Genomic DNA, 9,382 nt, shown 5'->3' with positions numbered 1-9,382 from the left:
TCAATGACTTTTGCCAAACCGCCTAAAGCTCAGTAAATTCAGCAAAGTTCAGGGTTTTGGGGGTTAGAGGCATGCTCGGAAGGAGAAACCGACCCCCACTCAGGAGCCGTAGGGGAAAATTAGCTCTCCGGCTCAAACACCTTCAGATCCACCACCTTCCCCCCTTGGAAAGTCCAGTGGGCAAAGGTGCCGGCCACCTCCCCATTCTCATCGAAGTTGATGGATCCAGAGGCGCCGGTGTAGAAGATGTCTTCCCCTTTGCCGATCAGCTCCACAGCCTTGGCCCACTCTCCGGGCAGGATCTCGGTGCCGGGGGGATTGGCCACTTCCCGCAAAGCATCCCGAACAGCAGTGCCATCGGTGCTGCCGGCTTTCTGAATGGCCAGAGCCAGGACAAAAGCGGCATCGTAGGCGGTGTCGATGTAGGGGGTGGGGGGCAGCTCCCCGTAGGCGGCTTTGTAGGCTTCGGCAAAGATTTGGTAAGCCTTGCTATCGGTGAGGGCCTGAGGCGAAACGCCGATGGATCCCTCTAGCTTTTCGGCTCCCACCTGGGCTGCCACGTCGGGAGAGCGCATGCCATCGGTGAAGACAAAGCGGTCAAACAGCCCCTCTTCCAAAGCTTGCCGCAAAATGACCACACCGTTTTCGGGGTAGCCAATCAGCACCAATGCCTGGGGATCCCCTTCCTTCAGTTGGGTCAGCTCACTGCGATAGGAAGCCTTGCCGGGCTCGTAGGGAACCGACTTGGTGATGGTGCCGCCCCGCTTTTCAAAAGCCGTCTTAAAGCTGTCGGCCAGGCCCTGGCCATAGTCGTTATTGATGTAGATGATGGCCAGGCGCTCCAGCTTCTCTTCACGGGTGATCTGGGCCAGGGCTACCCCTTGATAGGCATCGGAAGGAACTGTGCGAAACAGAAAATCGTTGTCCTCCAGAGTGGTAATGGTAGGAGCGGTGGAAGCGGGGGAAATTTGCGGGATCCGATTGGGAACCGTGACCGTCGTGGCCACCGGAATGGTGATGCCACTGCCCAAGGCGCCGATGATGCCGGCCACCTTCTCCACGGTGACCAACCGTTGAGCTGCGTCGATAGCCGGCTGAGCCGACGTCTGGTCATCCGCTTCGACCACTTGGGCAGGGGATCCCAAAATGCCACCGGCGGCGTTGATTTGGTCAATCGCCAGCTTGATCCCTTTGAGGCAGTTTTCCCCGAAGGCCTGCAGATCCCCGGTAAGAGACATCAAGGCCCCGATTTTGACCGGCCCCTGAGTGGCCTGCTGTGCCGTGCTGGGCAGCAGAGTGGTGGCAAGAGCAGCCGCCGTCAGGGCAGCCGCCGCTGCAAAGGCCCGTCGGGTGAGTTTATTCATGCGAGACATAGCCGACAACCTCCTGTGAGGGAAGGGAAAGTAGAACTCAGATCCCAAAGGTCAAGTAAAGTCAAGTGTTGAGTCGTAGTAGTCAGACGTTGGCTCACCTCAAAGCGTTCCCCACTCCCTCAAGAAAAGATGGCTCCGGGAAACAGGCGGGCCAGACTCAGGATCTCGCCCGTTCCTTGGCTGCTGTAGGGCTGGCTGCGGCCTCCAAAGGCAGTTGCCCCTGTAGGAATCCAGGAAGGATAATGGGCAAACTCAGCCATTGGGCTCATTATATTTTGAGAAATACTGAACTCATCGGTCGGCGGGGTTTTCCCAAGGCAGCGGCGTGATTGTTATCGACGACATCTCCAAGCGGTTTGGCGGCATTAGCGCGGTGGATCACTGTTCCTTCCGCATCGAAACCGGTCGGATTACGGGCTTGATCGGCCCGAATGGGGCAGGGAAGACCACGCTCTTTAACATCATCGCCGGGTTTATTCGGCCCAGCAGCGGGCGCATCTGGCTAGATGGGGAAGACATCACCGGCCTGCCCCCTCACCATCTGTTCCGTCGAGGGCTGGTGCGCACCTTTCAGATCCCGCGGGAGTTTGGCCGCATGACCGTCTTGGAGAACTTGATGGTGGTTCCCCCCAACCAGATAGGGGAAAACCTATTCGCCACTTGGTTCGGTTGGCGGCAGGTGCAACGACAAGAACGCAACCTGCAAGCTCGGGCCGAAGAGGTTCTGGAACGGCTGAACCTGATCCATCTGCGGGATCAACTGGCCGTCACCCTTTCCGGGGGGCAAAAAAAACTCTTGGAACTGGGACGTACCTTGATGACCGATGCACGGGTGATCCTGCTGGACGAGCCGGGGGCCGGCGTCAACCGCACTCTGCTGGCGGATTTGATGCGTTTTATCGAGTATCTCAACCGCGAGCGGGGCTGCACCTTTTGCATCATCGAGCATGACCTGGATCTGGTGACCCGTCTCTGCGACCACGTGGTGGTCATGGCTGCCGGCAAGGTTCTCACCCAGGGATCCATGGAGGAGATCAAACAAAACCCAGCCGTGCGGGAGGCCTATTTGGGATCTGTGGCACTGGCCGACTCCCTAAACCCACCCCAACCCTCCCCTCTGCCTTCGGAGGGATCCCTCTCATGACCCCTTTGCTGGACATCCAGGATCTCTACAGCGGCTACCGGGGGGTGGACATCCTCAAGGGGATCCACCTGAAGGTGAACCCCGGGCAAATTGTGGTGATCATCGGCCCCAATGGAGCCGGCAAATCGACAGTGCTGAAATCCTTATTTGGCTTGGCCACCATCCGCTCAGGCCGAGTGCTGTTTCAGGGATCCGACATCACCCACCTGCCCGCTGAGCAACTGGTGCGACGGGGAATCGGCTTTGTGCCCCAGACCAACAATGTCTTCCCTTCCCTCACCGTGCAAGAGAACCTGGAGATGGGGGCCTTCATCCGACGCGACAACCCTGCCGCCCAACTGGAGCGGGTTTATGAGCTGTTTCCACCCCTGAAAGAGAAACGACGCCAAGCGGCGGGATCCCTATCGGGTGGACAACGGCAGATGCTGGCCATAGGGCGAGCGTTGATGGTGGAGCCGCAGTTGTTGTTGCTGGATGAGCCGACCGCCGGCCTGTCGCCGCTGTATATAGAACAGACCTTCGCCCTCCTGCAAGAGATCAACCGTCTTGGCATCAGCATCCTCATGGTGGAGCAAAATGCCAAGCAGGCCCTGAAGATGGCGGACTGGGGCTATGTCTTGTCCACGGGAGAAAACCGCTTTGAGGATACCGGCCCCAACTTGTTGAACAATCCTGAGGTGCTGGAGCTGTTCTTGGGCGGGTGAGGCCCTCACCCCCCTCCCCTTTCCCAGAAGGAGAGTCAAGCGGGACTGGCCATTTGCTGCTTGCGCAGTTGAGCTGCTTGGTTGAGGAGAGCCTCCACAAACGTCATCGCTTCTTGGGCGGAGTGGCCGGCAGTGAGTTGGGCCAGTTCTTCGCGGCGTTCTCGTTCTCCCAAAAGCTCCACCCGCACAGAAGTTCGCTTTTGGTGCACCACCTTGTGAACCCGCAGGTGGTGATCCGCCAGGGCAGCGATCAGGGGTTGGTGGGTGACGCAGAGGATCTGGTGATCTCGGGCGATGCTGTACAGCTTGGTGGCGATGGCTTGTGCCACTTTGCCCGACACGCCGGTATCGACTTCGTCGAAAACCATGGTGGCCACCGGATCGATGCGGCTGAATACGGCTTTCAAGGCCAGCAGAAAACGGCTCATCTCGCCGCCGGAGGCGATGCTGGCCAAGGGCTGAAGAGGCTCACCCGGGTTGGGGCTGATCCAAAAGCTCACCTGATCCACCCCCTCTGCTGTCGGGGGGCCGGGTTGGATCTGCACCTGGAATTGCACTGCGCTCATCCCCAGCGGCCTGAGCTCTTCTATGAGAGCCTTTTCCAGTTGACGGGCCGCTTGTTGCCGCAGTTGAGAGAGCACCTGGCAATGGCGCTCCAGGTCTTGGGCAGCTTTGTCCAGCCGCACCTGCAATTCCTCTAGGTCGGTGTTGTCTCCTCGCAGTTGGGCCAACTGCGCCTGCACCCGCTCCGCATGGGCCATCACCTCGGCCAAGGTCGGGCCGTATTTGCGGCAGGCTTGTCTGAGTTGCGCCAAGCGCCGTTCAATTTTGTTCAACCGACCGGGATCCGCCTCCAGCGTCTCGCCGTAGCGAACCAGCTCCCGCCCCACCTCCTCCACCTGAATGAGAGCGCTGCTGACCATTTCCGCCAGAGGGGCTAGGTCGGGATCCCGCTGGGTCATGGTCTGGAGCAACCGTTCTACCTGGCCCAACAGATCGGCGATGGCCGGTGAGCCGCTGTCGTTTTGATAGAGCAATTGGTGAGCTGCGTAGCTTTGCTGTTGCAGTTCCACGCGGTGGGCCAGGCGCTCCCGTTCCCGCTCCAGCTTGGCCATTTCGTCGGGATCCTCCAGGCGCAGGGCGGCCAGCTCTTGCGCTTGAAACTCCAGCAGGTCTAGCCGTTGCAGGCGCAGTTGTTGGCTTTGCCGGCGGGATTCCACCTCTGTTTTCAGTTGGTTCCAGGTTTGGTAAAGGGCAGCCACCTCCGCCCGTGTTCGCAACAGCTCTTCGCCGCCAAAATCGTCCAGCCAACGGCGCTGGGTTTGCGGAGATTGGATTTGAACGGTTTGCCCCTGGGCGGTGATCTCCACCAATTTGGCCCGCAGGCTGAGCATCTGGGCTTTGTTCACCAGCACCCCATTCACCCGCAGGCGACTGGTGAGCTTGCCGTTGCGCAACACCAGCTCGCGACTACAAACCAGGCCCTCCTCTAGGGGGTCGATGTGCTCTTGTTCTAGCCAGGCTTGCAGTTCAGGATTAGGACTGAAGATCGCTTCCACCAGACCTCGTTCGCTGCCAGTTCGCAGAGCCCGAGCTGTACCTCCTAGAGCTGCATCCAGAGCATCGAGGATGATGGATTTGCCGGCCCCGGTTTCTCCGGTGAGCACGTTTAGCCCCGCTCGAAAGGGGATCTCCAATTGCTCGATCAGGGCAAAGTTCTCGATCCGCAGCAGGCGCAACATAGGGATCCCGTGGGCTCAGCGTGCCGTTGGCAGTTTTCAGGATAGGGCTTGCGGGGTCGCTCTGTCCCACGTTAGCGTACCCACCATCCCTCGGCGGACGGGTACAGCGGCCAGCGGGGAGTCTGTTATTGCAGGGGTGGGGAGCACCACCTGTTCTGGTTTGGGGATCCCCTCGGGGAAATTGGCAGCCCGGCTCAGCCGGCCAGGGGGTAGCGCTCCATCAGGTAGCAGAGGCAGTCTTGGCGGATGATGCGGCTGTTGAGGGTGAGCATGCCCGGCATGATGGGCACGCTGGTGCGAATTTCTCCATTGCAGGCATAGAAAAAGCGATCCGCCACATTTTGGCCCTGCTCGTCTTGCACCTCCAGGTGGAAGCCGTTGTTCGTCCAGCCAATGGGGGTGTGGGGGGGAAGCTCCCGAAAATTGAGGAGATCCAAATCCGGCGGGAAGCGGATGTGGGAGGGGGATCCCTCTTGGTCGCCATTCTCTTCCCCAAAGCTGAAGCTCACCTGATCCGGGACTTTGACAATGGCGACGCTGTGGAAGAGGTCGATATCTTGGCTGAGGACAGGGCGCTGCGGGATCGCCGACAGGTGCAGGCAGGCTTCCAGAAATTCGTAGGCATGCTGGGTGCCGTGGGGCTGATCCGGCTTGCCGCATTCCAGGGTCACCGCCGGGCAGAAGCGCCCGAAGGCCATGCTCTGCACCCCTTCTGGCTTGGTGAAATAGAGGACGGTGCGCCCAAACAAGGTGGCCAGGTGCAGGGTAGGGGCATCCAGGTGATTGACACAGGCGTAGTGGGGGTTGGTGCCCGTGTTGTTGTGGATATCGACGCTGGCAAAAACGCCCCGCTGCTGCATTTGCTGCAGGACGGCCTGGGCCATGGCATGTTCGGGGGTGGAGCCGGAGCCCCAAATGCGGTTGTAGTCGGGTTGGCCGTCCAGCCGCCGTTGTCCTTGACGGGCTGCCTGAACATTGCCGATGAAGAGGGAAAGGGAGCGGGGCAATTCCCGTTCGCGGCAGCGGTGCAGAGGACTGTAGCGGCGGAGAAGCTGTCGCACCGCCTGCCAGCCGGTGGTTTCGTTGCCGTGCAGCAGGACGGACACAAACAGGGCGGGATCCCGTCGTCCCGGCAGATGGATGAGGGTTGGCCCACCCAATCGGTCGTAAAGCTGATGGGCCTCTAGATCCAGCAGTTGATCCGGTAGATGATCGAGGACGGTGAGCATGCTGTTTGGGCTAAGAGGCTCGATTCAAACTTCTGGCTTCCGGCCCTAGGGTGGGAGGGAGCGGGAGTCCAAATGAACCGTTTCGCTGCGGTAGCTCGGGTCGCGAAAGACCCTCTGAGCAAGAATCTGCCCGCTCGAAATTTGAGCAAGGGTCCGCCCTGCCGCCGCGGTGGCCCACCGCTGGTACAACCGGCTGTGGAGAGAGCCCTAGCTGAGATCCCAGGTGTGTACCGGTTGGCCTTGCCGCTGCCGTTCCCAGTAGGCACAGGTTAATTGTTGCATATCTTTACCATGCCGGGCGACATAGCGGCGCTGCCAGGTGGCCCCATTCTGCCCCGACTCGACGCGGGCGCGGAGAATGCCCAGATACTCCTGAATATCGGAGGGGGCCAGATCCAGTTGAACCAAACCCGCCTCTGCTTGGGGGATCAGCTCTTCCAGCAGCAATTGGCGCAGGGATCCCTGCCAACCCTTGAGCCAAGTGATGGGGGCCTCCAGACCCCAGCGGGCCGCCGTGTAGAAATTGGCGCAGCACTGGGCAAAGCTCAGCTCCTGCTCGGGGGGGACGGGCTGGGATCCCAAGGCTTGCACCAGACCAAAGTAGAAGGCCGCATTGGCGATCATATCGGGTAGGGTTGGGCCTGCCGCCGCCACCCGCTGTTCGATGCGCAGATGGGGAACCGGATCCAAGCCGATCAGGGGTCGGTTCCAGCGCCAGATGGTGCCGTTGTGGAGGCGCAAATGGGCCAGCTCCCAGGGAGAGGCGGCCAACGTTTGCGGCAGCACCACCGGGTAGCGATGCACATTTTCCCAGAACAGCTCCATTAGGGATCCCTGTACATAGCCTTGCCCGAAGGTGACGCGGGGGCAGTGGGTGGGGGAGGGCGGGGGTGGCCCATCCAAAGCTTGCTCAAACAAAGGGATGCGGGTTTCTGCCCACAGATCGTGCCCGAACAGGTAGGGGGAATTGGCCGCCAGCGCCACCAAGGGGGCTGACACGAGCAGGGAAGCGTTGAAGTAACGGGCCGCCTGTTGGGGGGATACCTGCAGATGGATTTGAAAGGAGGTGGTCGCCGCCTCCAGCATGATGTCCGGGTGGGTAACCCGCAACCGCCCAGCCGGTCCTTCGATATCTAGCCCCAGGGAAGGGATCGCTTGGGATTGCTCACGCCGGTGCAAGTTCAGGATCTGCTCGTTGAGGGCCAGGTAACGCTTGCGGGGCGAGATCATCTTCAGGGTCAATTGCCGTTGCTGCACCGTAGGCAAAATGCCGATCATCATCAACCCCGCCTGCAAGTGTTCGGCCACCCGGCAACAGCGATCCCACGTTTGGCCCAGCTCTTGCTGAAACTGCCGCAGAGCCAAGCCGGTCAAAACTTGGGGCCGGCTGTTGATCTCCACGTTAAACTGGGCCAGTTCCGGCACCACCAGCGGATCATTCACCGCTTCCAGGTAGGCTGAGTTGATCGGGGCCGGATCCCCCTGAGGGGTCACCAGCCATGCCTCCAGCTCAAACCCGCCCACCGGGGATCCCTGGGCAAAGGGCTGACAAGCCGGATCCAGCCCCGGCGCACCGGCCAACCAGCGCTCCAGCAAATCCGTCTCTTGCTGGAGCCGAGCTGCAAACTGAGCAAAGTCTGCAGTACCAAAACGGAGGCAGGTGATCTCCTGGCCCATGGGAACAACTCCGCAGCTTTTGGGAATGAGGTTAATCGCTGTTGCCGGGATCTCGACACCCCTAGCTTTACTTAGCCCGCAGTGATGGATACATCTTCAATGCGCAGGGCGGGAAAGGCAGCCGTGCCGTTGAAAACCGTTACTTCCTGGGAAATGGCGGAGATATTGCGCAAACAATCGTAGAGATTGCCGGCAATGGTGGTCTCCAGGATGGGGCGTTTCTCGCCGCCTTTGACCAAGAAGCCCCCTTTCACCACCCCGGAAAAGTCGCCGGTAATGGGGTTGCTGCTGCCGGAAAGACGGGTGACAATAATGCCCCGCTCCATGGCATACAGCTCAGACAGGGGGGTTGTCCCCGGCGCCACTCTCAAACAAGCTGGCCCCACCCCCGGCAGGCTGCCCGCCCCCCCTGTGGCATGGCCGTTGGACGGGATCCCGGCAGCGCGAGCTTCGTAGCTGTTGTACATGAAGTTGCAGAGGATCCCTTCGTGAACCAAGGGGGTGATTTGGCGAGGGATCCCTTCGCGGTCGAAGGGCTCAATGGGGTAGCCGGGCAGGCCCAGGCCTTCAGAAACCACGGTGAGCAACGGGCTGGCGATCCGGGATCCCATTTTTTGCGCCAAGGGGCTTTTGCCTTTGCGCACCGCATCCGCCCCCAAGACAAAGAGGAGATCCCCCAGGAAGTCCTCCACCACATCTGGAGGGAGAATGATAGGGCCGCGAAAGCTCTCCCCTTCGGTAGCCCCCAGCGCCCCCACACATTTTTGGACAAAGCGATCAAAAGCCCGCTCCAGCGTTGGGATGAGATCGGCCCGCTTCTGCACACTGTCGCCGTCGTAGGCAAAGCTGCCCACCTCGTCCCCGTCGATGGCCATGCCAAACAGGGATCCCCCCGCCTCGACACTGTGGTAGTTGGCCCGGATGCCGGTGGAAGAGGCGATGGCCAGGGTCTCTTCCTCCACGCTGAGGGAGCCGCTGTCGATGGTGATGCGAGGGTCTTTGGAGCGCACCCACTCCAGCAATTGGGATCCCAACTGGGTCAGCTCGGCGGCATCCAGTTCCAGCAGGCCTGGGTCGAGGGCAAAGGGCACCTGGGGCAAAGGTTGGGGCTCCGGCAGCCCGTTGAGGGGATCCGCCGGCGAAGCCTTGGCCATGGTCACAGCCTCAGCAGCCGTCTCAGCTAACTCTTCTGGGCGGTTGGAGGTGGCAAAGCCCAGCCTGCCGTCGCAGAAAACCCGAATGCCGAACAGGGTCTCGCTGCTGCTGCGGGCCAGGTTGAGGTCATTTTTCTCAAAAGTGACTTCCGTTTCCCGGCCTGAGTTGGCAAACACTTCTGCCTGGTCGGCTCCAGCGGCCAACGCCTTGTACACACCCTGTTCACAGAGATCCAGCAGGTTTTCCGGGGAAATGATGGAGCTGGGCATAAAAGTGAGATGGCAAGAGCATGACTCTAGTCAATAATAAGCTCAACTATACTGAAAATAATGTATAATATGTTCAGTACGGATTACTA

Annotated in this window: 7 protein-coding genes; 2 read left to right on the top strand and 5 right to left on the bottom strand. The window is 60.3% G+C overall.

Annotated features, from left to right (window positions below; genetic code table 11):
• Nucleotides 1-119: 119 nt before the first annotated feature.
• Nucleotides 120-1,373, bottom strand: a complete 1,254-nt coding sequence (locus NW834_RS12340; RefSeq protein ID WP_414342885.1) for an ABC transporter substrate-binding protein — start codon at nucleotides 1,371-1,373, stop codon at nucleotides 120-122.
• A 325-nt stretch (nucleotides 1,374-1,698) separates the two neighbouring features.
• Between NW834_RS12340 and NW834_RS12335 the strand changes: the two genes are divergently transcribed.
• Together NW834_RS12335 and NW834_RS12330 are read left to right on the top strand one after the other, a co-directional pair.
• Nucleotides 1,699-2,517 (top strand): ABC transporter ATP-binding protein, encoded by an 819-nt coding sequence (locus NW834_RS12335; protein ID WP_011432415.1) that lies wholly within the window; start codon nucleotides 1,699-1,701, stop codon nucleotides 2,515-2,517.
• On the top strand, nucleotides 2,514-3,221 hold the full coding sequence (locus tag NW834_RS12330; protein WP_414418768.1) for an ABC transporter ATP-binding protein: 708 nt from the start codon (nucleotides 2,514-2,516) through the stop codon (nucleotides 3,219-3,221). The genes NW834_RS12335 and NW834_RS12330 overlap by 4 nt, the downstream gene beginning before the upstream one ends.
• Before the next feature lie 35 nt (nucleotides 3,222-3,256).
• Here the strand turns inward: NW834_RS12330 and recN are convergent, their stop codons facing one another.
• From recN to NW834_RS12310, 4 genes are all read right to left on the bottom strand, one after another.
• Nucleotides 3,257-4,963 carry a DNA repair protein RecN gene (gene recN, locus NW834_RS12325; protein WP_414418769.1) on the bottom strand — a complete coding sequence of 569 codons (1,707 nt, stop codon included), beginning with the start codon at nucleotides 4,961-4,963 and terminating at the stop codon, nucleotides 3,257-3,259.
• Nucleotides 4,964-5,157: 194 nt separating this feature from the next.
• Nucleotides 5,158-6,192, bottom strand: a complete 1,035-nt coding sequence (locus NW834_RS12320; protein WP_414350470.1) for a M14 family metallopeptidase — start codon at nucleotides 6,190-6,192, stop codon at nucleotides 5,158-5,160.
• Between the two features lie 207 nt (nucleotides 6,193-6,399).
• Entirely contained in the window at nucleotides 6,400-7,869 is a 1,470-nt protein-coding gene (locus NW834_RS12315; protein WP_414418770.1) for a glutamate-cysteine ligase family protein, read from the bottom strand.
• Nucleotides 7,870-7,940: 71 nt separating this feature from the next.
• Nucleotides 7,941-9,293: a TldD/PmbA family protein gene (locus NW834_RS12310; protein WP_414418771.1), complete on the bottom strand. Its 1,353-nt coding sequence runs from the start codon at nucleotides 9,291-9,293 to the stop codon at nucleotides 7,941-7,943.
• Nucleotides 9,294-9,382: the final 89 nt, after the last annotated feature.

The organism is Synechococcus sp. R60.1 (assembly GCF_047461835.1).
Taxonomy (GTDB): domain Bacteria; phylum Cyanobacteriota; class Cyanobacteriia; order Thermostichales; family Thermostichaceae; genus Thermostichus.
This window is presented reverse-complemented; position numbering and strand designations above follow the sequence as displayed.

Coding starts and splice junctions, on each gene's coding strand:
- NW834_RS12340 (WP_414342885.1), bottom strand. CDS start 1,373: ATGTCTCGCATGAATAAACTCACCCGACGGGCCTTTGCAGCGGCGGCT.
- NW834_RS12330 (WP_414418768.1), top strand. CDS start 2,514: ATGACCCCTTTGCTGGACATCCAGGATCTCTACAGCGGCTACCGGGGG.
- recN (WP_414418769.1), bottom strand. CDS start 4,963: ATGTTGCGCCTGCTGCGGATCGAGAACTTTGCCCTGATCGAGCAATTG.
- NW834_RS12320 (WP_414350470.1), bottom strand. CDS start 6,192: ATGCTCACCGTCCTCGATCATCTACCGGATCAACTGCTGGATCTAGAG.
- NW834_RS12315 (WP_414418770.1), bottom strand. CDS start 7,869: ATGGGCCAGGAGATCACCTGCCTCCGTTTTGGTACTGCAGACTTTGCT.
- NW834_RS12310 (WP_414418771.1), bottom strand. CDS start 9,293: ATGCCCAGCTCCATCATTTCCCCGGAAAACCTGCTGGATCTCTGTGAA.